Genomic DNA, 25,138 nt, shown 5'->3' on the forward strand with positions numbered 1-25,138 from the left:
TGTCGAGAGCCGGTGGGGCGAACATCAGGGAAGGCCATGACGGAGACCGGTGGGGACATGGTGGTGTTGCGGGTCTCGGACGCCGACCGCAACGGCACACTGCGCCGACTGCACAACGCGGTTGCACTTGGGCTGATCGACATCAACGAGTTCGAGCAGCGCTCGTCACGAGTGTCTATCGCACGCACCCGTCACGAGCTGGACGGTCTGGTCGGTGACCTGCCCGGGCCGGGCGCGATCGTCACGTCGGCGGCAGACCGGGTAGAACTGCGCGGCTGGGCCGGATCGCTCAAGCGTCACGGCGAATGGGTTGTGCCGACCCGGCTGGCTCTGGTGCGCCGACTGGGGTCAATCGACCTCGACCTCACCAAAGCCCGTTTCGCCGGGCCGGTGGTGGTGATCGAGCTTGATATGAAGTTCGGCTCGCTGGATATCCGGCTGCCCGACGGCGCCAGCGCCTCGATCGACGACATCGAAGTCTATGTGGGTAGCGCGAGCGACCGCCGCAAGGACGCGCCAGCGGAAGGAACACCGCACGTCATAGTGACCGGTCAGATGGTGTGTGGCTCGGTCGTCATCCGGGGACCGCGGCGAGCGTTCCGGCGTCGCCACCACTCCTGATTGCCTGACCTGACTAAGCTAGCGAGATGCCTGCTCGAACCGCGCTGTCCCCCGGGGTGCTCTCCCCGACACGACAGGTGCCCAAGTGGATTGCCCGGCCAGAATATGTCGGTAAGGCGACCGCCCAGGAGGGCACCGAGCCATGGGTGCAGACACCGGAAGTAATCGAGAAGATGCGGATCGCCGGCAAGATTGCCGCTGGTGCCCTGGCTGAAGCGGGCAAGGCGGTCGCTCCCGGGGTAACCACCGATGAGCTCGACCGGATCGCCCACGACTACATGGCTGACAACGGTGCTTACCCATCAACGTTGGGCTACAAGGGATTTCCGAAGTCATGCTGTACGTCGCTCAACGAAGTCATCTGCCACGGAATACCCGACTCGACGGTGGTCGCCGACGGCGACATCGTCAACATTGATGTCACCGCCTTCATCGGAGGGGTGCATGGTGACACCAACGCGACGTTTCTGGCCGGCGATGTCTCCGAAGAACACCGCCTACTCGTCGAGCGGACCCGGGAAGCAACAATGCGCGCGATCAAGGCGGTCAAACCCGGGCGCGCGTTATCGGTAGTTGGCCGCGTCATCGAGTCTTATGCACATCGATTCGGGTACAACGTTGTTCGTGACTTCACCGGTCACGGGATCGGTACCACGTTCCATAACGGTCTCGTTGTCCTGCACTACGACCAACCCCTGGTCGAGTCGATCATGCAGCCGGGGATGACGTTCACCATCGAACCGATGATCAACCTGGGCACATTGGATTACGAAATTTGGGACGACGGCTGGACGGTGGTCACCAAGGATCGCAAGTGGACGGCGCAGTTCGAGCACACGCTGCTGGTCACCGACAGCGGCGTCGATATCCTGACGCTGCCTGAGTAGCCGCTACACGTCAAAATGGTGGCGGGTCGCTGGCGGTGTCGGGCGGTGCCGGCCCGAAGGAGTTCGCGCACTCAGCCGCCTGGGCTACGCGGGCACGCTGATTATGTCGGCGTTCAGTGTTGATGCGGTGGGCGCGGTCTTGGGCGCGAGTGCGGCGCCGTCTTGGCATCATGGCGGTGCGCTCGGCGCAGTAGTCCAGCGGTAGGTCGACCTCTGGGGCCGGCGTACCTCCGGTGGAGTGGCACAAACTGGGGAACAGCAGGGCGCTGCCCGGGGTAGTGACATACGTGTGGTCTGACGGTGAGGTGAAAATAATTGTCCCGTCGGGCAACTGCCGTTCCCGCCAGCCCCAGAACGTCTTGACCAAGTGGTGAGTTCGGCACTTGCAATTCAGGTTCGACGCATGCGTGGGCCCGCCGTCGGCGTACGGAATCGAGTGATCCACGTCGCAATTGATGGCGGGCTGGTCGCAGCCGGGCCAGCGGCAGGTCATATCCCGACAACGCACAAAATCGGCCAGCGCCGTCGACGGCACATACCCCGGCTCGGGCGGGGCATCGGCCGGATGAACCAGCGGCACCCTCTTGGCTGATGTCGCCAGTTCGGCCACCAGGTCGGCGGTGATGAGCCCGTCGGCGCCGATCTCGGAAGCCGGTGCGCTGCCGGTGCCGTTGATCGTGGCCTGCTCGGCAATCACGTGGATCACCACCGGAGTGGCCGAGGGTCGCTGTCCGGCGGAGCAGGCGGCTCGCCCGCAGCGACAGCCCAGCCGGTCGGCTCCGGCCGCCAGGGCGCCGAGCGCATCGGCGCGGCGCTGCTCCCGGCTGCGGGGATCGCGCTCGCACACCGTGGCTGCCAAGGCGGTCAACCGCTTGTCAAGGGCATTGGCGTCGGGGGTGAACAAACTGCCGTGGATTTCCGAGGTGCCGCCCTCATTCGCCCCGATCCAGATCTCCCGGTCGGTCTGATTCTTCTTGTGTCGCCGCACCGCATCCGCGTCGGCGCGGGCCACGATCTTGTCGATTTGCCCGCCCAGCCGACTGCGGGTCATCGACGGCCAGCGGGTCACCTTGGCGGCCAACTCGGCGTCCACGGCGGCTAGCACGTCGCGGTCGGTGATCAGATCGGTGCGATACACGAGCGTCTGAAACATCCGATAGTCGATCTCACCGGTCTTGAAGACCGCGCCCACCCGCGGCAGCCGTTCGCGCATGGCCCGGGCATAGCGCAGTCGGCTACTGGCTAACCCCTGGCTGATCCGCAACGCGGCGGCCAGCTCCGCAGTCACCGCCTCCATCGTGTCGATCGCCCAGTCTTCAGTATCCGAGCAACGGGAGAGCCGATAGGCGAACAATTCACCGATCGCCACCAACTGCGCGGCCGCCGCCCGGTTCTCGGTGCGCGCCGCCGAGCAGATCCGATCCAGCAGGGACGCCGATTCCGATGTGTTCGACGGATTGCGTCGCTCGAACAGCTCATCGAACCGGGACCGAACCTCTTCGAACATATTTGCGATTATGCCACTGGGGTCCGACGCTGCCGCCGTTTGGGCCGCAGCTCAACCTGGCGCGGCGGCTGGCGAGATGGGGATGGTTGACTAGCCGCTATGGAGCGGGAGCCAGATGCATCGACCGGTTTCGATTCTCGGGCGTTGCCGTGGGCCGAGCTGGACCGACTGGTCCAGGCTGACGAAGTCGACACCGTCATTGTCGCGTTCACCGACATGCAGGGGCGACTCGCCGGCAAGCGGGTTTCGAGTCGGCTGTTTGTCGACGAAGTAGCCACGCACGGCGCTGAGTGCTGTAGCTATCTGCTCGCTGTCGATGTCGACTTGAACACGGTGCCCGGCTATGCGATGTCGAGCTGGGACACCGGATACGGCGACATGGTGATGATGCCGGACCTGACAACTCTGCGGCTCATTCCCTGGTTGCCCGGTACGGCGCTGGTGATCGCCGACCTCTCTTGGGCTGACGGGAGCGCTGTCGCGGCCGCGCCGCGCACCATCTTGGGCCGCCAGCTCGCTCGGCTGACGGAGCGCGGACTGATCGCTGACGTGGCCACCGAGCTGGAGTTCATCGTGTTCGACGAGCCCTATCGCCACGCCTGGGCCAGCGGCTATCGCGGCCTGACCCCGGCCAGCGACTACAACATTGACTACTCGATAGTGGCGTCTTCTCGGATGGAGCCGTTGCTGCGTGACATCCGGCTGGGCATGCAGGGCGCGGGCCTGCGGTTCGAGGCTGTCAAGGGCGAATGCAACGACGGCCAGCAGGAGATCGGGTTTCGCTACGACGAGGCAATGGTCACCTGCGACAACCACGCCGTCTACAAGAATGGCGCCAAAGAAATCGCCGACCAGCATGGCAAGAGCCTGACATTCATGGCGAAATACGATGAGCGTGAAGGCAACAGCTGCCACATCCATCTCTCGCTGCGGGCCGTCGACGGCACCGGAGGCGGTTCCGCAGTGTTCGCCGACAGTACGCGCCCGCACGGGATGTCGCCGATGTTTCGCAGCTTCGTCGCCGGTCAACTCGCCACCTTACGCGAATTCACCTTGTGCTACGCGCCGAACATCAACTCCTATAAGCGATTTGCCGACGGCAGTTTCGCGCCGACGGCGCTGGCGTGGGGCCTGGACAATCGGACCTGCGCGCTGCGAGTCGTCGGGCACGGGCACAGCATGAGGGTCGAATGCCGGGTTCCCGGTGGTGATGTCAACCAGTACCTCGCGGTGGCGGCGCTGGTCGCTGGAGGGCTGTACGGCATCGAGCAGGGCCTGGAGCTTGCCGAACCCTGCTCCGGCAATGCCTACGAGGACAGCAGTGTCCAGCGGTTGCCCACCACGCTTGCCGACGCCGCGGCAGAGTTCGAAGCTTCCGAATTGGCGCGAGAGGCGTTCGGCGACGATGTGGTCGAGCACTACCTGAACAACGCCCGGGTGGAGCTGGCGGCTTTCAACGCGGCGGTTACCGATTGGGAGAGGATCCGCGGTTTTGAGCGGCTCTGAATCGGGGCCGGTCCTGGGCCTGACGACCTATCTGGACCGAGCGCAGACCGGCATCTGGGACGTCACGGCGAGTTTTCTTCCCGCGAGCTACTTCAGGGGCGTCAGCATGGCCGGGGGCATCGCCGTACTGTTGCCGCCGCAGCCGGTGGATGCCGCTGCCGCCAACCGGGTGTTGGACAGCCTGGACGGGTTGGTCGTTACCGGGGGCAAGGATGTCGACCCTGCCGCCTATGGTCAGGCACGCCACCCGGAATCCGATGAGCCTGGCATCATCCGTGATGCCTGGGAGTTCGCGCTGCTGACGGGGGCACTACAGCGCGGGATGCCCGTGCTGGGAATCTGCCGCGGCGCGCAGGTGCTCAATGTGGCTTTTGGCGGGACACTGCACCAACATCTGCCGGACGTCCTCGGTCATAGCGGACATCGGGCAGGCAATGCGGTCTTCACCGAGCTACCGGTGCGGACCGTGGCCGGTACCCGACTGGCCGCGCTCGTCGGAGAATCAGCCAAGGTTCGCTGCTACCACCATCAGGCAGTCGACGAGGTTGGCGCGAGTCTGGTCGTCAGCGCTTGGGACGCAGACGGGGTCGTGGAGGCGTTGGAGCTGCCCGGGGAGAACTTCGTGCTTGCCGTGCAGTGGCACCCGGAGGAGTCTTTGCACGACTTGCGCCTGTTCGCCGCGGTGGTGGACGCCGCGCGATCCTATGCAGGGGGGTGAGTTGACGATGAGAACCGTGCAACTGGTCAATCCAGCCACCGAAGAGGTGCTCCGGTCGGTGGAACACGCCGACGCTGCGGACGTTGATGACGCGGTTGCTCGGGCCAGGGTGGCCCAGCAGCGATGGGCCGGGTTATCGGCGGCGCACCGCGCGGCGGGCCTGCGCGCATTCGCGGCCGCCGTCGAGGCGCATATCGACGAGCTAGCCGCCATCGAAGTAGCCAACTCCGGGCACCCGATCGCGTCGGCGCAGTGGGAGGCCGGCCACGTCCGGGATGTGTTGAATTTCTATGCCGCCAGCCCGGAGCGATTGTCCGGCAAGCAGATTCCAGTCTCGGGTGGCCTCGACGTCACCTTCAACGAACCGATTGGCGTGGTCGGTGTGATCGCGCCGTGGAATTTCCCGATGGTCATCGCGTCCTGGGGCATCGCGCCGGCACTGGCAGCAGGCAACGCGGTACTGGTGAAACCGGCCGAGTGGACGCCGCTGACCACGATGCGGCTGGGTGAGCTGGCGGTGGCGGCAGGGCTGGACAAAGACCTGCTGCAGGTGTTGCCGGGAGAAGGCGCGGTGGTCGGGGAGCGATTCGTCACCCATCCGGGCATTCGCAAGATAGTGTTCACCGGGTCCACCGAAGTAGGCAAGCGGGTGATGGCCGGCGCGGCGGCTCAGGTTAAGCGGGTGACGCTGGAACTGGGCGGCAAGAGCGCCAACATCGTCTTCGCCGACTGCGATCTGGAGCAGGCGGCAGCGACCGCGCCCGCCGGAGTGTTCGACAACGCCGGGCAGGATTGCTGCGCCCGCAGCCGGATTCTAGTGCAGCGCAGCGTCTACGACCGGTTCATGGAGCTGCTCGAGCCGGCGGTGCAGGGCGTCGTTGTCGGAGACCCGGAATCGCGTGACACACAGATGGGGCCGCTGGTGTCCGGCGAGCATCGTGACAAGGTAGCCTCCTACGTACCGGATGACGCAGCCGTGGCATTTACCGGCACCGCCCCTTCCGGCCCGGGATTTTGGTTCCCACCAACAGTTCTCACCCCGAAGCGCACCGACCGAACCGTCCGGGACGAGATCTTCGGGCCGGTGGTCACGGTTTTGATGTTCGATGACGAGTCCGACGCCATCACGCTGGCCAACGACACCGCCTACGGGCTGTCGGGGTCGATCTGGACCGACGACCTATCCCGGGCACTTCGTGTGTCACGCGCGGTTGAGGCCGGCAACTTGTCGGTAAACTCGCACTCGTCGGTGCGCTTCAACACCCCGTTCGGCGGCTTCAAGCAGTCGGGGCTGGGTCGCGAGCTCGGGCCTGATGCGCCGCTGCAGTTCACTGAGACCAAGAATGTGTTCATCGCGATCCAGGAGGGTTAGGTGGCAGCACCGGTGGATCTGCGCCAACGGCTGGCGGGTCGGGTTGCGGTCGTCACCGGCGGCGGCGGCGGCATCGGTCTGGCCGCAGCCCGCCGGATGCATGCCGAAGGCGCGATGATCGTCGTGGGTGACGTCGATCCCGCGGCAGGCGGTGCTGCCGCCGAGGAGCTTGCCGGTTTGTTTGTGCACGTAGATGTTTCCGACGAAGATGAGGTCGACCGTCTCTTTGAGACTGCCGCCGAGACCTGCGGGTCAGTCGATATCGCATTCAACAATGCCGGCATCTCGCCGCCCGAGGACGACGTCATTGAAACCACCGAAATGCCGGCCTGGCAACGAGTCCAAGACGTCAACCTCACATCGGTATACCTGTGTTGCCGGGCGGCGTTGCGGCACATGGTGCCCGCCGGGAAGGGTTCGATCGTCAACACGGCGTCCTTCGTCGCGGTCATGGGGTCGGCGACGTCACAAATCTCTTACACCGCCTCCAAGGGCGGGGTGCTGGCTATGTCACGTGAGTTGGGGGTGCAGTTCGCCCGGCAGGGCATCCGGGTCAACGCGTTGTGCCCAGGACCGGTCAATACCCCGCTGCTGCAAGAGCTGTTCGCCACCGACCCGCAGCGGGCCGCGCGCAGGTTGGTGCACGTGCCGCTGGGCCGCTTTGCGGAACCCAACGAAATCGCGGCTGCAGTAGCATTTTTGGCGAGCGATGATGCGTCGTTCATCACCGCGTCGACGTTCATGGTCGACGGCGGCATCAGCTCGGCGTACGTCACTCCGTTGTAGGGTTGGTCAGCCGCCAGCCGGAGTATGGGGCACCACCCCGGAGCGGAGCTCGAATCGGGAAGCCGCAGCGCCGCTCATGCCGCGTCCGGCCATGTTCCCGATCGGCATGAAGGGCATACCGGCCGGGGTCGCGCCAGCTGATCCACTCAGAGGTGCGGCGCTCCAGGTGCCCCTCGACAACTCAGCGCCCAACGAGCCTGCCGGCGTCGTTAGCCAACTCGGGGGCACCGACAACGCACCGATCGAGAGCCCCCGACCGACACCGGCCGACAGTGCCACGTCGCCAGCACCGCTACCCAGGGCTGATAAGCCGACCGCTTCCACAGCGCGCGCACTCGCACCGACCCCGCCCGCCAGACCGGATTCCACCGCCTTGGCTGCCGCCGCCGGCGCGGAGGCTAAGCCCCTCGACGCCGTCAGCGCCTGGTTCAGGAACGTCATGGGATACGTCGCGTATTTTGTCGGCGCGCTAAAGGTGTTGAAATGCGACATATACGATGCCGCCGACTCAAGGGTGGTCTCCAGCGAGGTGGACGCCGGCGCCGACGCGAGCCCCTGAAGTGCTTGGGGCACCGTCGATACCAGTGCAGACCCGCTCGACATGACCTCCTGTGTCTGTGTCCCGGCCGCGGCGCCGGCCGCTTCGGCGACGACGGCACCCTGACTGGCGAGTCCCGCTGCATCGGTGGTCGCCGGCGGTGAGGTGAACGGTGTGAGCTGGGATGCGGTCGCCGAAGCGGCCGCATACCCGTACATCGCCGTCGCATCCTGAGCCCACATTTCTTCGTAGTCGGCCTCGGTCGCCGCGATCGCAGGGCTGTTCTGCCCCAGGATGTTCGTCGCGATCAGCGACATGAGCAACGTACGGTTCGCAATGATCAACGGCGGCGGCACGGTCGCCGCGAACGCTGCCGCATGGGCACTGGCGGCCGCCTGGGCCTGGGTGGCCGCTTGCTCCGCCTGGGCTCCGGTGGCGCTGAGCCACGTTGCATACGGTGCGGCGGCTTGGGCCATGGCGACAGCGGCGGGGCCCTGCCATTTGATCACGAGGCCTGCGATCACCGAGCTGTAGCCACTGGCCACCGAGTAGAGCTCAGTCGCCAGTATGTCCCAGGCCCCGGCTGCGGCCAGCATCGATCCCGATCCGGGACCGGAATACATGCGCACGGAGTTGATCTCCGGCGGTAGTGCTCCGAAATCCATTGGTGTTCCTCCTTGATATTGGGTCGGGTGGTCGGTTGGTTGGCGCTATCGAATGAGACCAATGCCGACCAAAAGGTATGGATTGTCGTGTGTGGGCGCCGCCGAGAGCCGTTGCCCGCGCACGGCGGCACACTGACTCGTTGACGCCGACTTCAGGTGCGGCGCTCGGCTTGTGTTTGCGCCCGATAGGGGTGCCAACGCAGCACCAGCGCACTCGGGTTAGGTCTCACCGGCCCTGGTGGCCGTCCAGAAAAGCCTGCGCTACCGGATCAGCGCTGGGCTACACAGAGTTCGTGCAGGAGTGCTTGACCGTTGTGCGGAGTGGCAGGCGCACGGGATCGCGGTACACCCAAGGGGAGTCCGGTGGTCGTCAGGGAAGCCGGCGTTCGCCGTGACCACTCCGGGGGCGCCGAGCGTGACCAATCCGGCGGCCGATCACGCTTTATCCCAGCGCTTTTCAGCGGATCTTGAGGCAAAGACGCTTGGTCGCAGGACACTACGGGGCTCGACCCATCAACCTCGCGGACTGGACCGATAGCAACAACTACGTCTGGTGCCGCACTGGGTTCCTCCGAGTCGACCGCGGCGACGTGAGTCCGCAGCGTCCAAAACCCGACGATCGCAACCATCAGGGCAGCCCCCGCAATAATGGCGATGGCAGCTTGCCATCGAACAACGCTAACGGGGTACCCCAAACTCACAGTGCCTTCAACTGTACCAGCGAAGCGGCGACCGGACAGGCGAAGACGCGAACGCTGGCGCCGCCGGTGCCGGCGCCGAGAAGACGATTAGAAAACGATCAACGGTATGGCCACTTCGGCTGCGGTGGCCGCGCCGTGGAAGCCGATGAGCTGAGCGGTTTCCGGCGGCTCGTGACCGGTCGCCAGCACCGCGGCGGCGGCTGTGCAGGTGACCACGACGTCGCCGATCCGGTGCAGGTGGCGTGGACTCACCGGCCCGAACATGCCGGTTGCCACCGCGTCTTCGCGAGTGCGGACGTCGGCCCAGCCGGCGAGAGCCTCGGTCCAGGTGTCCAGCACGTCCGCCGCAGCGTCCGGCTCGGTGTGCAAGTAGCGCACCCGTGGATCGCCGGCCACCACGCGAACCCCCGCCGCCAGCTGTGGGTCCGTGTCGAGGTCGACTCGAGCGTCGTCGGGGACGTTGAGGCCGCCATGATCGGCCGTTATCAGCAGCGCCGCCCGCGGGGGCAGCGCTTCGAGGAGCCGGGTCACCAGGGCATCGACGCGGGATGCGGCCTCGTGCCATGGCGCCGAACCGATGCCGAAGAGGTGAGCCGCCGTGTCCAGGTCGGCGGTGTATCCGTACACCAGTCCGGGAGCCGCGCGCAGTTCGTCGGCCACGCGCACCGCGTAGTCATCGCTTGACTGGGTGGCGCAGAACTGCGCTCCCCGATAGGCCGCGTGGGTGAGACCGCTGCCGATGAACCACTCTGGCAGCACCGCGCGTGCGCTAACTCCGGCCCATGCCAGCCGTTCGAACCAGGTTGGCAGCGGTTGCCAGTGGCGATGTGGTGGGTCGTCGCGCCACCGGATGTGGTTGAGCACCCGGTCGGTGCCGGGGATGTTGAGCGTGAAGCCCAGGATGCCGTGCTCGCCCGGCTGAGCACCGGTGCCCAGGGACACCAGACTGGTCGGTGTGGTGGACGGGAAGGTGCAGCTGAGCCGGTCCAGATCTCCGATTCCACCGGCCAGAACTGAGGCGAGCAGCGGGGCATCGGCGGCCAATTGGGCCAACAGGTCGGCGCCCATCCCATCGACCAGAACGACCGCGATGCGGTCGACGTCGTCGGCGTTGCGCACCCGATCCGCCAACCCGAGCTTGTCGACCGCACCCGGAACCCCGAGCAGCGCCGCGGCGGCCGGCAGCACATCGCAGATCGAACCCGGCATGACGGCCAGTCTGACACGTCACTACGTGCGCGCCAGCCGCTGACTCGTCACCGTCAGCTGGCGGTCCGTACTGGCCGCCAGCGAACGAACCTGTTCCGGCAGCAGCCGGCCGCACACCCGGCCCCAGTGCACCGCAACCTCGTCGCCGATGGCAACATCGGGTACCGCGCTGTACCCGTCGGCCCACACATCGAGTACTCGCGCCGTGGGTTCGGACAGCATCAGCGATCGACCATCCCAGACCAGCTTTCGACACGATACCTCTACGTCATCGCCGGCGCGGGAAATCACTGTCCCCCAGGTGATCCGGCAATTGTCCAGTACGTTGAGCGGATGCTCGTCGAGGTCGCTACGCCCACGGCGGAGGAAGCGCGTCCACGGATAGACGCCGAACACGTGAAAGCAGTGATTGCCGGCCGCTTCACCTGCCAGGTCTGGCGTGAGATGCGACCAGTAGCGTCCCGCTTGCGGGCCAATGATGGCCAGTAGTTTGTCGAAGAACTCCTTGGGCTCGACGGCGGCCCCGGCGCCACCGCCCAGCCAGTACGATTCCACGAGCCGCACGTCCAGCGGGTCGGTGATACCAGTCAGCGCCGAGAGCACCCGCAAGTACGGCCATGCACCGCTAAACCGCGTCGCCGCGCGGCGTAGCTGTTCGCGCGACCCATCGCGCAAGGTGGCTCCCAATGGGGGACCGCAATAACCCAGCGCGTTCGGGGCATAGGCGTAGCGGGCGAACATCTCGGTGCCTGGCTCGGGGCCGCGGCAATCCGCGCTGGCCCTCATTATCCGCGTCCTGAGGACCCCACCAGCTTGGCGGCCTGGCGGTGCATGCGGCCGAAGTTGTAGTAGGCCGCACATGCTCCTTCGGGCGAGACCATGCACGTTCCGATCGGGGTCTCGGGTGTGCATGCGGTGCCGAAAACCTTGCATTCCCAGGGCTTGAGCACGCCCTTGAGCACCTCACCGCACTGGCACGCTTTCGGATCGGCTACCCGGACACCGGGCATCGCGAACCGCAGTTCGGCATCGAACTCGGCGAAGTCGTCATGCAGTCGCAGCGCGCTCTGCGAGATGAACCCCAGCCCACGCCACTCGAAGTGCGGGCGCAGCGTGAACACCTTGCCCATGAGCGCCAGGGCGGCTGGATTGCCGTTCTCGGGGACCACCCGCTTGTACTGGTTCTCCACCTCGCAGCGGCCCTCACGGAGCTGACGCAGCAGCATCGCCACCGATGCCAAGATGTCCAGTGGCTCGAATCCAGCCACCACCAATGGCTTTCGGTATACGTCGGGAACAAAGCGGTACGGCCGGTTGCCCACCACCGTCGACACGTGTCCCGGTCCGATGAAGCCCGACAGCCGCAGGTCGGGTGACTCCAGGATGGCCTTGATCGGCGGCACGATCGTGACGTGGTTGCAGAAGACGCTGAAATTGGTCAGGCCCAGATCGCGTGCCCGTACCAGTGTCACCGCGGTCGAGGGTGCGGTGGTTTCAAAACCGATGGCGAAGAACACCACCTGTTTGGCGGGGTTGTCGCTGTTGTCTTGGGCGATTTTCAGCGCGTCCAGCGGGGAGTAGACGAAGCGCACGTCGGCGCCGCGAGCTTTGGCATCCAGCAGGCTACCGGCTGACCCGGGCACCCGCATCATGTCGCCGAAGCAGGTGAAGATCACGTCGGATTGCCCGGCTAGCCACATCGCATCGTCAATGCGGCCCATGGGAATCACACAGACCGGACAGCCCGGGCCGTGGACCAACTCAACATTGTCGGGCAGCAGGTGTTCGATGCCGTGCCGGTAGATGGTATGGGTGTGCCCACCGCACACCTCCATGAACTTGAAGTGGTCGCTATCGCTGCCCGCCTGCGCCAGGTGGTCAATGGCGCCAAGCAATGTGCGGGCCGCCGCCGGGTCGCGGAATTCGTCAACGAATTTCATGGTGGTCCTTCCCGCTAGACAATCGCCGACGAGTCGAAGGCTTCCATTTCGGTGGCGTAGGCGTCGCCGAGTTTCTGAATGGCGGCCAAGGTGAGCAACGCTTCCTTCTCGTCGATCTTGGCCATCGCGAAGCCGACGTGAACCAGCACCCAATCGTCCGGTTCGGGCATGTCGTCCTCGAGCAGCCGCACGCTGATGGTGCGTTGGACACCGCTGACGTCGACCTTCGCCAAATAATCTGCCGGGTCGGTAATCTCGACGATCCGGCCCGGAATCCCCAGGCACATGTCCGGTTGTCACCTCCTTTGTGTCAGCAGATTCGCGGCAGCGGGTCGCCGACGAGCATGTCGACGATCCGGGTGCCACCGAATCCGGTACGCAGCACGACGGTGTCGGCGGGCTCGGGGAAAATCTCCCCGATGTGGGCCGCATCGGCGCCCAACGGATGCGACCGCATCGCTGTCAGCCCAGCATCGGCCTCTTCCGGTGCGACGACGGCGACGAACTTGCCCTCGTTGGCGACGTAGAGGGGATCGATCCCGAGTAGCTCGCACGCGCCGTTGACCATGGGGCGCACCGGGAGCCGTTCTTCCTCGAGGACGACTCCGCAACCGCAGGCCTGGGCAAGTTCGTTGCACACGGTGCCCACCCCGCCCCGGGTCGCGTCGCGCAACCACCGGGTCGACGGCGCGGCCGCCAGCAACAGCTCCACGAGCGGGCTGACCGACGCGGTGTCGGAATGGATGTCGGCTTCGATGGCCAGGTCGCCTCGGGCGAGCATGACAGCCATACCGTGGTCGCCCATCGATCCGGACAACAGCACCTTGTCGCCGGCGCGTACCGACTCAGCCGATATCCGGCGCCCTGCAGCAATGACGCCGGCCCCGGTGGTAGTGATGAACAGTCCATCCGCCGCACCCTTGGGCACCACCTTGGTGTCACCGGTGACGATCTGCACATCGGCTTTGGTAGCGGCGGCCGCCATGTCGGCAACGATGTCCTTCAGCTCGCCGATCCGAAAGCCCTCTTCGATGACGAACGCCGCCGAGACCCAAGACGGCACCGCTCCGGTCATCGCGACGTCGTTACAGGTCCCGTTCAGAGCCAACTCGCCGATGGAGCCGCCCGGAAAACGTCTGGGCTGTACCACAAATGAATCGGTGGACACCGCGATCCGCTCACCGCCTGGCAAGGAAAGAACCGCGCCGTCGCCGAGCGACTCCAGCGACGGGTTGCGAAATGCCTCCAGGAACACCGCGTCGACGAGGGCTGCCGAGGCTTTCCCGCCCGCCCCGTGCGCCAGGGTGATGTGGTCATCGAGCAGCCTGGGACGGCGTTTGCGGAACGACTCGATTCGCTCGATCACCTCGGCCTCGGCGAACCGCGGTCCCGACGAGAGGTATTCGCCTGCCGACTTGCTCATGCGACCCCCAGATCGTGGTCTCCGGATTTCTTATGTACCGCCAACCAGAGCTGATAGCCCAGCAGTGCTTGCGCTTCCTGAATCCGGTGCACGCTTTGGGAGCGAACGATGAAGCAGGCGTCCACAGTCGGATTGTCCGCGAGCGCACCGCCGTCATATCCGGCGAAACCAATGGTATAAAGACCCCGCTGACGTGCCTCGGTCAACGCGGCGAGCAGGTTGGGTGAGTTGCCGCTCGTCGACATGGCGATCGCAATGTCGCCGGCCTGCGCGCGGGCGATGAGCTGGCGCGCGAACACCAGCTCGAACCCGACATCGTTGCCCAGCGCGGTAAGAATCGCCTGGTCGGCGGTCAACGACCACGCGGGGAAAGGCTTGCCGATCGGCGGCCGGGCGAACAGTCGCGCCAACGTCGTGGAGTCGGTGCAGCTGCCGCCGTTTCCGAAGGTGAACATCCGTCCGCCTGCGGCGAAGCGACGGGCCATCTCGCTGGCCGCCGCATCCAGCAGCCCGGCGTTGGCTTCCAGCGTGCAGCGCCGCAGCGCCAGGCTCTCCGCCGCCTTTTCCTGCGCCGATGCGGCCAGGTCGGCCAGCAGGGATTCGGGGTTGTCTTCGTGCCCGTCGATGAACGGGTACAGGAAGTCGGTGGGCTCGTGCTGGCTCATGAGGCGTCCTCCGCGCCCAGGCGGCAGATCGCCGTTCCCGCGTGCACCAGCACCAACTCGCCGGATGCGACCGGGTCCACCAGCGTCGTCGCCACATCCTCGATACCGCGGGCGGTGCGCACTGCGGCCAGCCCGTCGACCGAAGCGGTGACGACTTCACCCAGGCGACCTTCGTCACTACAGGTCACGCAGGTGTCGTCGCTGGACTCGGGCTTGAGCAACCCGGGGTGCTCGAAACACACGTGGGTCAGTTCCCATAACAGGTGGTAGAACAGCACGAAACCACCCGTTGCGGGCGCCCGTGGATCCGGGTCGTCGAGCCACAACACGTGGTCGGCCAGACCGGCTTGCGGCCGCTGGCCACTGCCGATCCAGATCGTGGTGGCGCCCCAGGCTGGACTTCGGCGCAGCACCGACCGTACGTCGGGCTGGTCCGCATCGGCGACCGCGACAACGATGTCTCCCGGCCGCACGGACACCCGTACCAGATCCACCAGGTCGGGTCCGGTCAGCGCCACGGCGGGCAATGCGCGCTTGCCCACGATTACCGGATGCACAAACTCGACGGCAATGTGCAGGGCATGTGGTTCCCAGCTGGGCGCAATGGACCACATGGTGGCGCCCGCGGCGAATCGTTTGGCCAGCGTCAACGCCGTTGAAGCCAGGTCAGCGGCCAGCGCGGGGGCCAGCTCGGCGCCGAGCCCGCAGTCGATCGCGGTGGTCGTCGTCACCTGTCAGCCTCCTCGCGCGCGGTCAGCACGGAGATCGCGGCCTGACCGAGTGCCAGTCCACCGTCGTTGGGTGGCACCGTTTGGTGCGTCAGAACCTCAAATCCGGCTCCTTGCAACAGGTTACAACACGCGCCGAGTAGCAGCACATTCTGGAAGACGCCGCCGGTGAGGCCCACTAGCCGTACCGGGCCGGCCACCTGACCGACAACCTCGGCAACGGCGACCGCGACCGCCTCGTGGAACCCGGCGGCCAGCATCGCCGGTGGGGTGCCCGCGCGCAGGGCGGAGACGATCCTTCGCAGCATTGCGGCCGGATCGATCACCCCGTCGGTGCCCACCGTGAGGGCCAGCGGCATGGTGCGCGGAGCCGACTCGGCCAGCGCCTCGAGTTCGACAGCGGCTTGTCCCTCGTAGTCGATCCGGTGCCGCACCCCCAACAGCGAGGCGACCGCGTCGAACAACCGCCCCATGCTGGAACACGGAACGCATCCCGCACCGCTCTGCAATTGGCTCCGAATGAGCCGAAGCTCGGCCGGTGTGGCCGCTGCGACCGGCGCCAGGTCCGCGGCCCAGTCGACACCGGCCGTCCACAGCTGAGACAGCGCCATTCGCCACGGATTGCGCACCGCGGTGTCACCTCCGGGCAGCGGCACCGGCAACAGGTGGCCAACCCGCGTGAAACGCTGGCTGGCGCGTCCGAGCGCGAGAATTTCACCGCCCCAGATCGTCTGGTCGCACCCATAGCCGGTGCCGTCGAAAGCGACACCGACGATGGGTTCACCGATACGCCCGTGCTCGGCCAACAGCGACACCACGTGCGCGTGGTGGTGTTGAACCAGATCCAGCGGCCGCTCGTCGACGTGGCGCTCCGCCCAGTTGCGCGTGTGATAGGCGGGATGCAGATCGGCGGCCAACCGCGAAGGCTTGGTGCGTAACTCACTCAACTGGTCGACGGCGCGTTCGAATGCGCTCAGCGTCTCCCAGGTTGCCATGTCGCCGATGTGTCCGGACAGATAGGCACGCGAACCGTCGGTGAGGCAGAAGGTGTTCTTCAGTTCGCCGCCCACGGCCAGCACGGCCGCAGCGGCGGACCCCTCAAGGTGCAGGTCCACCGGCAGGGGAGCGTACCCGCGGGAACGGCGGATCGGCAGCTCGTGGGCGCCGTGGTCGGGTGTGAGGACGCGCACTACTGAGTCGTCGCACGGCACGTGAATGCGGCGGTCGTGGTCGAGGACGGCGTCACAGAGCTCCGGGAGTCGTTGGGCGGCGTCTTCTTCGGTGAAGCAGATGGGTTCGTCGGAACGGTTTGCACTGGTCATTACCAACGCATCGGGGACTGGGGTGGGCGCGCCGGGTGGCTGGGTGAGCAGCAGGTAGTGGAGGGGAGAGTAGGGCAGCATGAGCCCGAGCAGGGGGCTGCCGGGCGCCACGGCGGTGGCGACGGGCGCGGCGGTGTTGCCCGGCCGCCGTCGCAACAACACGATGGGCCGGGCCGGACTCGACAGCACCGCAGCCTCGGCGTCGTTGATATAGGCGTAGCGGCGAGCGGTGTCGATGTCACGGACCATCATGGCGAACGGCTTGGCGCCCCGCGCTTTTCGTACTCGCAGCGCGGACACCGCCGCATCGTCGTCGACGCGGCAGGCCAGGTGGTAGCCGCCGATTCCTTTGACGGCGACCACTTTCCCGGCGGCGAGCGTTCGTTGGGTGGCTGCCACAGCGGCATCGGGTCCGTCAACCCGCCCGGTGTGACCCCGATACCACAGTGACGGACCGCAGTTCGGGCAAGCGATCGGCTGCGCATGGAACCGGCGATTTGCCGGGTCGTGGTACTCCGCGGCGCACTGCGCGCACATGTCGAATGCCGACATTGTGGTGCCCGGACGGTCATAAGGCAATGATTCGATAATGGTGTACCGCGGGCCGCAATTGGTGCAGGTCACGAACGGGTGCCGGTAACGCCGGTCGTTCGGGTCGAACAGCTCTGCGACGCAGTCGTCGCATACCGCCACGTCGGGCGGAATCGGTGTCGCCGCACCGCTGACCCGTTGACTCGAGACGATCCGGAACGCGGCAGCGCACGCGGGTTGGGTTGGGATCTCGGCAACCGAGATGGCGTTGATCCGGGCCAGTGGCGGGGCCTGCGCCCGCAGGCGCCGGCCGAACTCTGCCACCCGGGTCGGGGCGCCTTGCACCTCGAGGAAGACGGCGCCGGAATCGTTTCCGACGAACCCTGCCAGGCCCAGCTGACAGGCGATCCGGTGCACAAACGGGCGGAACCCGACACCCTGGACAACACCGGTCACGACGTAGCGCCGCCGGACATCGTCCGTCCCCGGAATCGAGGGGAGTGCCAGCGAGCTCGATAGGGATTGGCTGGTCATCTCAACGGCCATCCGGGTTGAGCGCCGGATCGCCGCCGCGGCCCATCAGTTCCAGACCGGCCAGTGCCTGTTCGGCTCCGGCCCGGTCGGTCTTCTCGACAACGAAACCCATGTGGATGATCACCCAATCGCCGGGTGCGAAAGTTTCTTCCGGCAGCATGCCGACGTTGACCTTGCGCTGCTCGCCGGCGACATCGACCAGGGCGAGCTGGCCTTGGTAGCCGTCCAGCATCGTGATCACTTGTCCCGGAATACCCAGACACATGGTTCAGCGCCTTCGCGGTGTCGCCTCGGAAGCGGCGGGCGGCCTCTCGGCAAGCAATGCTGCCAGAATCTCCTCGACCGCTCGCACCGCCCGGGGGACGGCGTGGGCGACGGGTGCGGACAGGCCGATTCCTTCCTCGACGGATCCCACTTCGCAGCCGACGACAACGGTGAAGGGCGGCGTGGCGCCCAGTGCCCGTAGGCTGGCGAATACCGCCGCGGGATCCATATTGTGACCATCGAGTCCAGTCGCTTCGCAATCCGATTCCTGATCGTGTTGGAAAACGTGCAGGGTGCCTGGGTTGCCCCGGCTAGGTATCGCATCGACGAGCACTAGCGTGTCCCACTCCTCAAGCAGATCGTAGGCCAGATGCATTCCCCGGATGCCATAGTCGGTGACGCGCACCTGAGCATCGTTTTGGCCGATTTCGGCCTGTCGAACCACCTCGGAGCCGAAACCATCGTCTCCCAGGAAGATGTTGCCGATTCCGGCCACCAGGATGCGTGCTGCCATGGCTGTTGCTTCTTCTTCTTTTTTTTTTGGGGGGGGGGGGGGGGACTACATCCGCCGCAGCTTGAGGTAGCGACGGGCATCGGGCAGTGATGCCACGCCCATCACCACCGCCGCGGCGAGGACCACTGCAATGAGGCCAACGAATACCCAGCCCAAGACTTCCATGTTGATCTCCTTTCCGTGATGGTTTCTCCTGTGCGTTGCTCAACTGAGTAGTGGCTCGATTTCGTCGGGAGAGAAGTAGAGATAGCGGCCGTACCAATCGTGCAGATCGGCCGCTGGGTCGTCGTCCACGACAACCCCTACGTGCCTGTTGCCCTCGACGTCCTCGTGCACGGAGGTGACGCGGGCGGTCTTACCTGCAACGAAGATGTCTTGGGCGTCGGCGTTTCGCCGCGGCCGCAGACGAACACGGCTGCCCCGGGCGACCGGTGTCCCGTTGACCAGGACCGCGTCAATCTCGGGACGAACCGCGTTGTCGGCCAGCGGATCCCACCAGTCGGTGCCCTCGGGAACTTCCGGGAGCAGGCGGGCCGGACTCGGGGAAAGACGCGGGTCGCGCAGCGTGCCATGCAACCGTGCCATCGCTTCGGGCGACATGCTGTCACACTGATCGATGATGTGGGCTGCGCGCGGATCGGTCGCGCGGGCCTGCGCTTTCTCCTCGTCGGTCATGGTCATCACGCGCAGGGTCAGTATCTCGTCGATTTCGGTGCAGTCATACAGCGCCGTGGTGCTCTGCGCGGCGACCTCCGGGTGGTCATAGAGGATTATCGGCGAGATCAGCAGTACGTCGTGGGTACCGCCGGGGCCGGCTAGTACCGGGAAGCAGCGGTGCTGGCGGCAGCGCGATACCGCGTCCACCGCGGCCGGTGGCGGCTCCAGCAGGGAGACAAATCGACCGCCGACAACGTCAGCAATGATATGGCTTCCGATCATCGAGCGTGCGATAGCGTCGCGCTTGCCGGTCGCTGTCGCTCCGATGTTGTTGACCCGTATCGATACCCGAAGCATGCCATCGTCGGGCTCGCTGGATACGGTCACCTCGCCGCGGACCTCGCAGCGCTCGCGGACCAACCGCCCGGGGTGGACCGGCTCGATATCGGTTCCGGCCGGTGCGGTGATCGGCGAGGTCCGCGTGAGCCCATCAAGGGCTATCGGGCCAAGAGATACTTCGCGTTCGACTGCTTCGTCCCAGGTAAGCCAAGACCCTGCGGGGGTGGTCAGTTCGTCGACGGCTTCGAAATCCCCGGTGGACAGCTCGCGCTCGGCGCGTCGGTGCTGTAGCTGCAGGAACCGCACGACGAGGTTCAGTGCGCGGGCGCCGTCGACCAGGAATTCGGCCGCGATCGTGCTGTCTTCGCCCGCGCCGGATTCGGCGGCGCCCGGCGGACCCACGACGCCGAATTGCCAACGCGACTGATTCTTGCTCGACGTGCCCCGGTATGGGTACAACAGGTAACCCTCGTAGAGCACCGCGTCGGCGACGGTGCGGGCGTGGTCTCGGTTCGAGATCTTCGTCGTCATCGCGTGGCCTCCCGCTGCGAAGCGTCTGCCAGCAGCGCAGTGACCGCGTGATCAAGGTCGAGCAGTCCATGCGCGGACTTGTAGCTCGCGAGCGCGGCAACGGTCTCGTGGCGCAGTCGTAACCAGCCGGTATTCGGATAGTGCTGGGCGATCAGGTCCCGCCAGACCGCCACCGGCATGTCGTAGCGATCCTCGCAATCCCAAGACACCTGCTGGACCGAGAATCCCTGTGCTGACTTGACAAAAATCGTTCCGCTGAAAAGGAATTGGAGCGGCAGCGTACCCCCGCGCAACGCATGGAGGTATTTCGACGCGGCCACCTCGAAGTCGTAGGTACATTCCAGTGGCAGCCCAACGGTCGTGTTGCCGGCGAAACCGGGAACCATGACGGCGCAGTGCTGCCACAGGAAGGTCCGTTGAGTAGCCGCCCAGCGTTCGCGGGGTCCGAACAGGTCGGACAGACCGGCGGCCTCGTCGTCGGAGTAGGGACGCCGCAGCGGTTCGATGCGGACCTGGCAACGCAGCGCGACCGCATGCACCGGGTCGTCGCAGGCGGTGGCGACGCCGACGCGGGCAGTCAGTATCGGGCTGACCGCGTATGGCTCCGGCGCCACGTCGAGCACCGCGAACGTCATGTCCATCGGCCGCGCGTTCATGGCGGCGTCTGGACCGCGCGGGCGGCGATATGGGCGAAGAAGCGTTCGGTGAACTCCCGAGCCTGCTGGCCCCCGTCGAAGCCCCGCCATAGCAGGCGTAATTGCCCGACGAACTCGTAGCAGGCATCGATGGGGACGAGATAGGTTTGCGGTTGCGCGGCTTCGGGTTCCGGCACCCGAACAAGCAATGCTTCGACATCGTCGGCGGCCAGGCTCACCCTGGGGTCCGCCTTGCCGATGGTGTTCCAGGTTTCGAGATCGAGTTCGGACTCGCACGCGCCGGCCGGGCCGGGATAGAAGGCTACTGTGCGCCCCAAAGCTGAGTTGGTAAAGAAGAAAGCGACACCGACCGGGATCTGCAGCGACTCCCACGCACGACGGTCCAGGGCGAAATCGTTGAACGCCAGATAGCGTTCGGGGACCGCCCGGTAACGCAGCTCGGCTTTGGGGTCGGTGAACAAGAGATAGCAGGCGCGGCATACGCACATCAATTGCCGGCCAGCCACATTCACCACATGCTGATGCTGGCCGGCGATCGCCGCTGAACACATCTCGCACCGTTCGTCGGCCGACTCGGCTGGCCGCCGATTGCCGGTGATCCGCGACAGGACGTCATACGGCGTTGTCATGCCATGGCACCTAGCGCCTTGCCGCGCAGCGCCACGGACAACACGCCGTCACGGGTCAGCAGCGGGAGGGGGTCGAGGTGGGTTCCGTCGGGGCCGGCGCCCGCGTGCGCGACATCGAAGCCGGTCTGACACCGCGGGCAGCGGACCATCGCCTCCTGCAGGACCGCACCCGCCAGCGAGTCGTCACACACCGGACAGTGGTCGCGATAGGCGAAGGTCTCGTCGTCGACCCGGCAAGCCAGCAATGTGGTCTCGGTGACGTGGAACCCCGCAACTTCGCCGGGCTCCAAATCGGCAAGCTCGGGCACCGGCCGCCAGCGGGTAGCGCTGTGTCCATTCGAATGCACCCGCGCTAGCAGCGATTCCGCCGCAATCACCCCCGGTGCAGGCTCCGCGGCGACCACCTCGATCGAACTGATCTCCGGCGCTGCCGCGCGCACCGCGTCATCGACGGCCAGCTCCAGCGTCACTGCCGACGAAGGGCAGCTCCTGCAGTTGCCTGTGAACGCCAATCTCGCAACGATTTCCCCCGGCCCTTCGCCGGGGGCGATCTCGAGCAGATCGACGTCGCCGCCATGCGATCCCAGATACGGGCGCACCCGGTCGAGCGCGTCGGACACCCGGCGATGCACGTCGTGCGGGTGTAGGCCGTGCACCAGGAGCAGGCTAGCCACCAGGTCGTCGGTGGCGAGCCGTTCGGCCAAGACCGGGTCGTTGGCTATTCGCATGATTCGTTGCAGCCCGGCCCCGTACAGCTCGACCACCTCACGGACGAGCTGCTGGGCGCGTTCGTGTGCGGCCGCGCCACTTGCCGCGCAGGAATCCAGGAGTGTCTGGATCCGATCGCCCGCTGTACGCCAGTGCGGATCTACTTCTGAGGCTTTTGCGGGTTCCTCCGGGCGATCCGCCATCTGTCATTCCCCGACGGGCGACTGTGTTGGCGTGTGCAGTCTCTCTAGAGTCTTGCCCTTCCCCAGATACATGTGCACACCACAGGGCAGACACGGGTCGAAGCTGCGCACCGTGCGCATGACGTCGATGCCCTTGAAGTTCTCGCGGTCATTCTCCTCGAAGATCGGCTGCCCCTGCACCGCGTCCTCGTAGGGGCCCGGCGTGCCATAGCTGTCGCGCGGGTTGGCATTCCACGGGGTGGGCGGGTAGGGGTGATAGTTGGCGATCTTGCCGTCGCGGATCACCAGGTGGTGGCTGAGCACGCCGCGCACCGCCTCGGTGAACCCGCACCCGATGCCTTCGTCGGGCACCTCGAACGCTTCCCATGTCTTGGTACGACCGGCACGTATTTCCGCTAGCGCCTTTTCGGCAAAGTGCAGAGCGCACGCGGCCGCATAGGCTTGGAAGTAGGTGCGGGCCCGGTCGCGTTCAATGGTGTTGCTGCCGTGTTTGGGTACCTTCCACTCAAATTCCACGGGGCCTTTGAGCGCGGTCTTCGGAAGGTTGATCTTGACGCTGTTGCCTGTGGACTTCACATAGTCGATGTCGACCAGGCCGGCAAGTGCGGTGGACCAGAGCCTGGCCAGTGGGCCGCCGCCAGTGTCTAGCGCCAGGTGATCCTTGCCGTCGAACCACCGGGGTGACATCACCCAGCTGTAGTTGCCGCCTTCCATGTCCCGCTTCTGCGGGTGTGGGTTGGTGTGCTGGTTCCAGGGGTGGCGCCGATCCACCGGGTTGCCCAGCGGATCGGTGTGGACGAACATCTCCTGGTCGGTCCAGTCGTCGTAGTACGAGCTGCCCAACAGGATCCGGATACCGAGGTTGATGTCCACCAGCGAGTGAGTGAGCAGCTTGCCGTCGACGACCACGCCGGGGGTGACGAACATCGCGTTGCCCCACCGCTCCATGTCCTTGTACGCGAAGTTGCACACCTCGGGATCCTGGAACGAACCCCAGCAGCCGAGCAGTGTGCGCCGCAGGCCGACCTTCTCGTAACCGGGCAGGGCATCGTAGAAGAAGTCGAACAGGTCGTCGTGCATCGGGACAACCTTCTTCATGAATTCGACATAGCGCATCAGCCGCGTCATATAGTCGGTCATCAGTTGGATGGTCGCGACGGTGCCGACTCCGCCGGGGTACAAGGTCGACGGGTGTACGTGGCGACCCTCCATCAGGCAGAACATCTCCCGGGTCCAGCGACTGACCTGGAGTGCCTCCCGATAGAACTCGCCGCTGAACGGGTTGAGCGAGCGCATGATGTCGGCGATGGTCCGGTAGCCGTGCGCGTCGACGTGCGGCGCCTCGGTCCTCTCTGCCTTGGCGAGCACGCCGGGGTTGGTTTCGGAGACCATCTTCTCGCAGAAGTCAACGCCGACCAGATTCTCCTGGAAGATGTTGTGGTCGAACATGTATTCCGCGGCCTCGCCGAGGTTGACGATCCATTCACCGAGATGCGGGGGCTTGACCCCGTAGGCCATGTTCTGGGCGTAGCAGGAGCAGGTGGCGTGGTTGTCGCCGCAGATACCGCAGATGCGGCTGGTGATGAAGTGGGCGTCGCGCGGATCCTTGCCCTTCATGAAGATCGAGTAGCCGCGGAAGATCGACGACGTGCTGTGGCACTCGACGACTTCCCTGTTCTCGAAATCGATCTTGGTGTAGATCCCCAGGCTGCCAACAATTCTGGTGATCGGATCCCATGCCATTTCGACGAGTTGGCCGGGTTCGCGTTTTGCTGTGGTCGGCTCGGGAACGATTGTTGTCATCGCAATCTCGCTGTCTGGATAGGAGGTGAGCCTTCGGCCTAGGAGGAGCCCTAGTAGGAGACCTCGTAGGGGCTCTACCAGATGCTCACCAGGTTCGGTGGGCTCCGGTGGTCAGTTGGGTGCCCTTGTGGCGCCAGCGCGGCTCTTTGTCGACGGTGCGCTCGGTGATGCCCCGCAGACTCCGGATCACCGTCCCGTACAGCCCGGACGCGGAGCTGGAGAACTTGCCTCCCGGCGGTTCATCCATGAACGGCATGAACTTGTCCGGGAAGCCCGGCATCGTGCATCCGATGCAGATACCGCCGACGTTCGGGCAGCCGCCGACGCCGTTGATCCACCCGCGCTTGGGAACATTGCACTTCACGACCGGGCCCCAACAGCCAAGCTTGACAATGCATTTCGGTGAACCATACTCGGTGGCGAATTCGCCCTGCTCGTAGTAGCCAGCCCGGTCACAGCCCTCGTGCACGGTGCTGCCGAACAACCAGGTGGGGCGCAGCGCATCGTCAAGCGGGATCATCGGTGCCTGACCGGTGGCCATGTAGAGCAGGTAGGTCAGCGTCTCCGACAGGTTGTCCGGATGGATCGGGCAGCCGGGAACGCAGACGATCGGGATGCCGGCCTTGCTCTTCCAATCCCAGCCAAGGTAGTCGGGTACACCCATCGCGCCGGTCGGATTGCCCGCCATCGCGTGGATACCGCCGTAGGTGGCGCAGGTACCCACGGCGACCACTGCGGTGGCCTTGGGTGTCAGCCGGTCGAGCCATTCGCTGGTGGTCATCGGCTGGCCGGTTGCCGGGTCGTTGCCGAACCCGCACCAATACCCCTCGTTCTTGATCTTCTCGTTGGGGATGGAGCCTTCGACGACGAGCACGAAAGGTTCTAACTCGCCGCGATCGGCCTTGAAGAACCACGCGAGGAAATCGTCCGCTCCTCCCGTGGGTCCGCATTCAAAGTCGATCAACGGCCAGTGGACGGCGACCTGCGGGAGGCCGGGGAGGGCGCCTAGTGCGATTTCCTCGACGCTGGGCTGGGTGGCGGCAGTCAGCGCCACCGAGTCGCCATCACAACTGAGACCGGCATTGATCCACAACACGTGTATCAACGTGTCTTCTGCTTTGACTGCTGCTTCTGTTGGCATACTGCAGCCTTCCGGGGCCGGGCTGAGACCCCTGCGCTGC

Annotated in this window: 25 protein-coding genes; 6 read left to right on the plus strand and 19 right to left on the minus strand. The window is 65.6% G+C overall.

Going from position 1 to position 25,138, the window contains the following annotated elements:
• Positions 1-36: 36 nt before the first annotated feature.
• Positions 37-621, plus strand: a complete 585-nt coding sequence (locus tag F6B93_RS07450) for a DUF1707 SHOCT-like domain-containing protein (protein WP_211698519.1) — start codon at positions 37-39, stop codon at positions 619-621.
• Between the two features lie 26 nt (positions 622-647).
• Positions 648-1,508 (plus strand): type I methionyl aminopeptidase, encoded by an 861-nt coding sequence (gene map, locus F6B93_RS07455; RefSeq protein WP_211698520.1) that lies wholly within the window; start codon positions 648-650, stop codon positions 1,506-1,508.
• Positions 1,509-1,518: 10 nt separating this feature from the next.
• On the opposite strand, the gene F6B93_RS07460 is transcribed toward map, so the two are convergent.
• Entirely contained in the window at positions 1,519-3,015 is a 1,497-nt protein-coding gene (locus tag F6B93_RS07460) for an HNH endonuclease signature motif containing protein (protein WP_211698521.1), read from the minus strand.
• A 99-nt stretch (positions 3,016-3,114) separates the two neighbouring features.
• On the opposite strand from F6B93_RS07460, the gene F6B93_RS07465 reads away from it, so the two are divergent.
• The 4 genes from F6B93_RS07465 to F6B93_RS07480 are packed head-to-tail and all read left to right on the plus strand — an operon-like array spanning position 3,115 to position 7,397.
• Positions 3,115-4,521 (plus strand): glutamine synthetase family protein, encoded by a 1,407-nt coding sequence (locus F6B93_RS07465; RefSeq protein ID WP_211698522.1) that lies wholly within the window; start codon positions 3,115-3,117, stop codon positions 4,519-4,521.
• Positions 4,508-5,239 (plus strand): gamma-glutamyl-gamma-aminobutyrate hydrolase family protein, encoded by a 732-nt coding sequence (locus F6B93_RS07470; protein ID WP_246541033.1) that lies wholly within the window; start codon positions 4,508-4,510, stop codon positions 5,237-5,239. Before F6B93_RS07465 ends, F6B93_RS07470 begins: the two co-directional genes overlap by 14 nt.
• A 7-nt stretch (positions 5,240-5,246) precedes the next feature.
• A complete protein-coding gene (locus tag F6B93_RS07475; protein ID WP_211698523.1) occupies positions 5,247-6,611 on the plus strand; it encodes an aldehyde dehydrogenase family protein in 1,365 nt (454 codons plus the stop codon).
• A 12-nt stretch (positions 6,612-6,623) separates the two neighbouring features.
• A complete protein-coding gene (locus tag F6B93_RS07480; protein ID WP_211699336.1) occupies positions 6,624-7,397 on the plus strand; it encodes a 3-oxoacyl-ACP reductase in 774 nt (257 codons plus the stop codon).
• Positions 7,398-7,403: 6 nt separating this feature from the next.
• Here F6B93_RS07480 and F6B93_RS07485 read toward each other — a convergent pair whose 3' ends face one another.
• The 18 genes from F6B93_RS07485 to F6B93_RS07565 all read right to left on the minus strand — a co-directional run bounded on the left by F6B93_RS07485 (position 7,404) and on the right by F6B93_RS07565 (position 25,098).
• Positions 7,404-8,600, minus strand: a complete 1,197-nt coding sequence (locus tag F6B93_RS07485) for a PPE family protein (protein WP_211698524.1) — start codon at positions 8,598-8,600, stop codon at positions 7,404-7,406.
• 788 nt (positions 8,601-9,388) lie between these two features.
• Positions 9,389-10,510, minus strand: a complete 1,122-nt coding sequence (locus F6B93_RS07490) for an alkaline phosphatase family protein (RefSeq protein ID WP_211698525.1) — start codon at positions 10,508-10,510, stop codon at positions 9,389-9,391.
• A 21-nt stretch (positions 10,511-10,531) separates the two neighbouring features.
• Positions 10,532-11,296: a DUF6390 family protein gene (locus F6B93_RS07495; protein WP_246541034.1), complete on the minus strand. Its 765-nt coding sequence runs from the start codon at positions 11,294-11,296 to the stop codon at positions 10,532-10,534.
• Positions 11,296-12,450: a hydrogenase formation protein HypD gene (gene hypD, locus F6B93_RS07500; RefSeq protein ID WP_211698526.1), complete on the minus strand. Its 1,155-nt coding sequence runs from the start codon at positions 12,448-12,450 to the stop codon at positions 11,296-11,298. The genes F6B93_RS07495 and hypD overlap by 1 nt, the downstream gene beginning before the upstream one ends.
• A gap of 14 nt (positions 12,451-12,464) precedes the next feature.
• Positions 12,465-12,737, minus strand: a complete 273-nt coding sequence (locus F6B93_RS07505; protein ID WP_211698527.1) for a HypC/HybG/HupF family hydrogenase formation chaperone — start codon at positions 12,735-12,737, stop codon at positions 12,465-12,467.
• Positions 12,738-12,760: 23 nt separating this feature from the next.
• On the minus strand, positions 12,761-13,873 hold the full coding sequence (hypE, locus tag F6B93_RS07510) for a hydrogenase expression/formation protein HypE (RefSeq protein ID WP_211698528.1): 1,113 nt from the start codon (positions 13,871-13,873) through the stop codon (positions 12,761-12,763).
• On the minus strand, positions 13,870-14,538 hold the full coding sequence (locus F6B93_RS07515; protein WP_211698529.1) for a D-sedoheptulose-7-phosphate isomerase: 669 nt from the start codon (positions 14,536-14,538) through the stop codon (positions 13,870-13,872). Before F6B93_RS07515 ends, hypE begins: the two co-directional genes overlap by 4 nt.
• Positions 14,535-15,269 (minus strand): hydrogenase assembly protein HupF, encoded by a 735-nt coding sequence (locus F6B93_RS07520; protein ID WP_211698530.1) that lies wholly within the window; start codon positions 15,267-15,269, stop codon positions 14,535-14,537. The genes F6B93_RS07515 and F6B93_RS07520 overlap by 4 nt, the downstream gene beginning before the upstream one ends.
• Positions 15,266-17,653 carry a carbamoyltransferase HypF gene (gene hypF, locus F6B93_RS07525; protein WP_211698531.1) on the minus strand — a complete coding sequence of 796 codons (2,388 nt, stop codon included), beginning with the start codon at positions 17,651-17,653 and terminating at the stop codon, positions 15,266-15,268. Before hypF ends, F6B93_RS07520 begins: the two co-directional genes overlap by 4 nt.
• 1 nt (position 17,654) lies before the next feature.
• Positions 17,655-17,918 (minus strand): HypC/HybG/HupF family hydrogenase formation chaperone, encoded by a 264-nt coding sequence (locus tag F6B93_RS07530; protein ID WP_211698532.1) that lies wholly within the window; start codon positions 17,916-17,918, stop codon positions 17,655-17,657.
• Between the two features lie 3 nt (positions 17,919-17,921).
• Positions 17,922-18,431, minus strand: a complete 510-nt coding sequence (locus F6B93_RS07535; RefSeq protein ID WP_211698533.1) for a hydrogenase maturation protease — start codon at positions 18,429-18,431, stop codon at positions 17,922-17,924.
• A 45-nt stretch (positions 18,432-18,476) separates the two neighbouring features.
• Positions 18,477-18,596 carry a DUF6893 family small protein gene (locus F6B93_RS23700; RefSeq protein ID WP_425518507.1) on the minus strand — a complete coding sequence of 40 codons (120 nt, stop codon included), beginning with the start codon at positions 18,594-18,596 and terminating at the stop codon, positions 18,477-18,479.
• 39 nt (positions 18,597-18,635) lie between these two features.
• Entirely contained in the window at positions 18,636-19,958 is a 1,323-nt protein-coding gene (locus F6B93_RS07540) for a hypothetical protein (protein ID WP_211698534.1), read from the minus strand.
• Positions 19,955-20,614, minus strand: a complete 660-nt coding sequence (locus F6B93_RS07545) for a DUF6084 family protein (RefSeq protein ID WP_211698535.1) — start codon at positions 20,612-20,614, stop codon at positions 19,955-19,957. The genes F6B93_RS07540 and F6B93_RS07545 overlap by 4 nt, the downstream gene beginning before the upstream one ends.
• A complete protein-coding gene (locus F6B93_RS07550) occupies positions 20,611-21,243 on the minus strand; it encodes a DUF5947 family protein (RefSeq protein WP_211698536.1) in 633 nt (210 codons plus the stop codon). Before F6B93_RS07550 ends, F6B93_RS07545 begins: the two co-directional genes overlap by 4 nt.
• A complete protein-coding gene (locus tag F6B93_RS07555) occupies positions 21,240-22,154 on the minus strand; it encodes a NifU family protein (protein ID WP_211698537.1) in 915 nt (304 codons plus the stop codon). Before F6B93_RS07555 ends, F6B93_RS07550 begins: the two co-directional genes overlap by 4 nt.
• 3 nt (positions 22,155-22,157) lie before the next feature.
• Positions 22,158-23,957 (minus strand): nickel-dependent hydrogenase large subunit, encoded by a 1,800-nt coding sequence (locus tag F6B93_RS07560; RefSeq protein WP_211698538.1) that lies wholly within the window; start codon positions 23,955-23,957, stop codon positions 22,158-22,160.
• Between the two features lie 85 nt (positions 23,958-24,042).
• Positions 24,043-25,098 carry an NADH-quinone oxidoreductase subunit B family protein gene (locus tag F6B93_RS07565; RefSeq protein ID WP_211698539.1) on the minus strand — a complete coding sequence of 352 codons (1,056 nt, stop codon included), beginning with the start codon at positions 25,096-25,098 and terminating at the stop codon, positions 24,043-24,045.
• Positions 25,099-25,138 lie beyond the last annotated feature (40 nt).

The sequence above is a fragment of the Mycobacterium spongiae genome (assembly GCF_018278905.1).
GTDB classification, from domain to species: Bacteria; Actinomycetota; Actinomycetes; order Mycobacteriales; family Mycobacteriaceae; genus Mycobacterium; species Mycobacterium spongiae.

Excerpts from the sequence above, each read along its gene's own strand:
- F6B93_RS07450 (WP_211698519.1), top strand. The coding sequence starts at position 37 with ATGACGGAGACCGGTGGGGACATGGTGGTGTTGCGGGTCTCGGACGCC.
- map (WP_211698520.1), top strand. The coding sequence starts at position 648 with ATGCCTGCTCGAACCGCGCTGTCCCCCGGGGTGCTCTCCCCGACACGA.
- F6B93_RS07460 (WP_211698521.1), bottom strand. The coding sequence starts at position 3,015 with ATGTTCGAAGAGGTTCGGTCCCGGTTCGATGAGCTGTTCGAGCGACGC.
- F6B93_RS07465 (WP_211698522.1), top strand. The coding sequence starts at position 3,115 with ATGGAGCGGGAGCCAGATGCATCGACCGGTTTCGATTCTCGGGCGTTG.
- F6B93_RS07475 (WP_211698523.1), top strand. The coding sequence starts at position 5,247 with ATGAGAACCGTGCAACTGGTCAATCCAGCCACCGAAGAGGTGCTCCGG.
- F6B93_RS07485 (WP_211698524.1), bottom strand. The coding sequence starts at position 8,600 with ATGGATTTCGGAGCACTACCGCCGGAGATCAACTCCGTGCGCATGTAT.
- F6B93_RS07490 (WP_211698525.1), bottom strand. The coding sequence starts at position 10,510 with ATGCCGGGTTCGATCTGCGATGTGCTGCCGGCCGCCGCGGCGCTGCTC.
- F6B93_RS07495 (WP_246541034.1), bottom strand. The coding sequence starts at position 11,296 with ATGAGGGCCAGCGCGGATTGCCGCGGCCCCGAGCCAGGCACCGAGATG.
- hypD (WP_211698526.1), bottom strand. The coding sequence starts at position 12,450 with ATGAAATTCGTTGACGAATTCCGCGACCCGGCGGCGGCCCGCACATTG.
- F6B93_RS07505 (WP_211698527.1), bottom strand. The coding sequence starts at position 12,737 with ATGTGCCTGGGGATTCCGGGCCGGATCGTCGAGATTACCGACCCGGCA.
- hypE (WP_211698528.1), bottom strand. The coding sequence starts at position 13,873 with ATGAGCAAGTCGGCAGGCGAATACCTCTCGTCGGGACCGCGGTTCGCC.
- F6B93_RS07515 (WP_211698529.1), bottom strand. The coding sequence starts at position 14,538 with ATGAGCCAGCACGAGCCCACCGACTTCCTGTACCCGTTCATCGACGGG.
- hypF (WP_211698531.1), bottom strand. The coding sequence starts at position 17,653 with ATGACCAGCCAATCCCTATCGAGCTCGCTGGCACTCCCCTCGATTCCG.
- F6B93_RS07530 (WP_211698532.1), bottom strand. The coding sequence starts at position 17,918 with ATGTGTCTGGGTATTCCGGGACAAGTGATCACGATGCTGGACGGCTAC.
- F6B93_RS07535 (WP_211698533.1), bottom strand. The coding sequence starts at position 18,431 with ATGGCAGCACGCATCCTGGTGGCCGGAATCGGCAACATCTTCCTGGGA.
- F6B93_RS23700 (WP_425518507.1), bottom strand. The coding sequence starts at position 18,596 with ATGGAAGTCTTGGGCTGGGTATTCGTTGGCCTCATTGCAGTGGTCCTC.
- F6B93_RS07540 (WP_211698534.1), bottom strand. The coding sequence starts at position 19,958 with ATGACGACGAAGATCTCGAACCGAGACCACGCCCGCACCGTCGCCGAC.
- F6B93_RS07545 (WP_211698535.1), bottom strand. The coding sequence starts at position 20,614 with ATGAACGCGCGGCCGATGGACATGACGTTCGCGGTGCTCGACGTGGCG.
- F6B93_RS07550 (WP_211698536.1), bottom strand. The coding sequence starts at position 21,243 with ATGACAACGCCGTATGACGTCCTGTCGCGGATCACCGGCAATCGGCGG.
- F6B93_RS07555 (WP_211698537.1), bottom strand. The coding sequence starts at position 22,154 with ATGGCGGATCGCCCGGAGGAACCCGCAAAAGCCTCAGAAGTAGATCCG.
- F6B93_RS07560 (WP_211698538.1), bottom strand. The coding sequence starts at position 23,957 with ATGACAACAATCGTTCCCGAGCCGACCACAGCAAAACGCGAACCCGGC.
- F6B93_RS07565 (WP_211698539.1), bottom strand. The coding sequence starts at position 25,098 with ATGCCAACAGAAGCAGCAGTCAAAGCAGAAGACACGTTGATACACGTG.